This window comes from Bradyrhizobium sp. BRP22, assembly GCF_020194175.1.
In the GTDB taxonomy this organism is placed as follows: Bacteria; Pseudomonadota; Alphaproteobacteria; order Rhizobiales; family Xanthobacteraceae; genus Bradyrhizobium.
The window spans coordinates 1-255 of record NZ_JADYVX010000157.1; the positions used below are offsets into that span (position 1 = coordinate 1).

At 62.0% G+C, this 255-nt stretch carries 1 protein-coding gene; it reads right to left on the bottom strand.

Annotated elements, in window-relative coordinates; translation table 11 throughout:
• Positions 1-255: ISAs1 family transposase (locus tag I6F35_RS39785; protein WP_225122989.1), on the bottom strand; the 255-nt coding region annotated here is incomplete at both ends.

The window sequence follows — 255 nt, forward strand, 5'->3', positions numbered from 1 at the left end:
GGCGAGGGCGCAGAGAAGGAAGTCGTTGTTCCATCTGGCCTGGAGCATTTTGTGGCTGATGCGAGCAGGTCCTGGGGTAGCCTGCAGGATGTTGATGGCGAGCTTGCGGATGACGGCGAGGTTTTCCTGCGCGTGATCCTTGCGGCTGCGGCAGGCATCTTCATCGAACACCGTATCGAGGACCCAGTGCAGGTTGTTCTCGATGCCCCAGTGGGCGCGCACGACCGCGAGCAGCTTCTTGGCCGACAGCAGGCA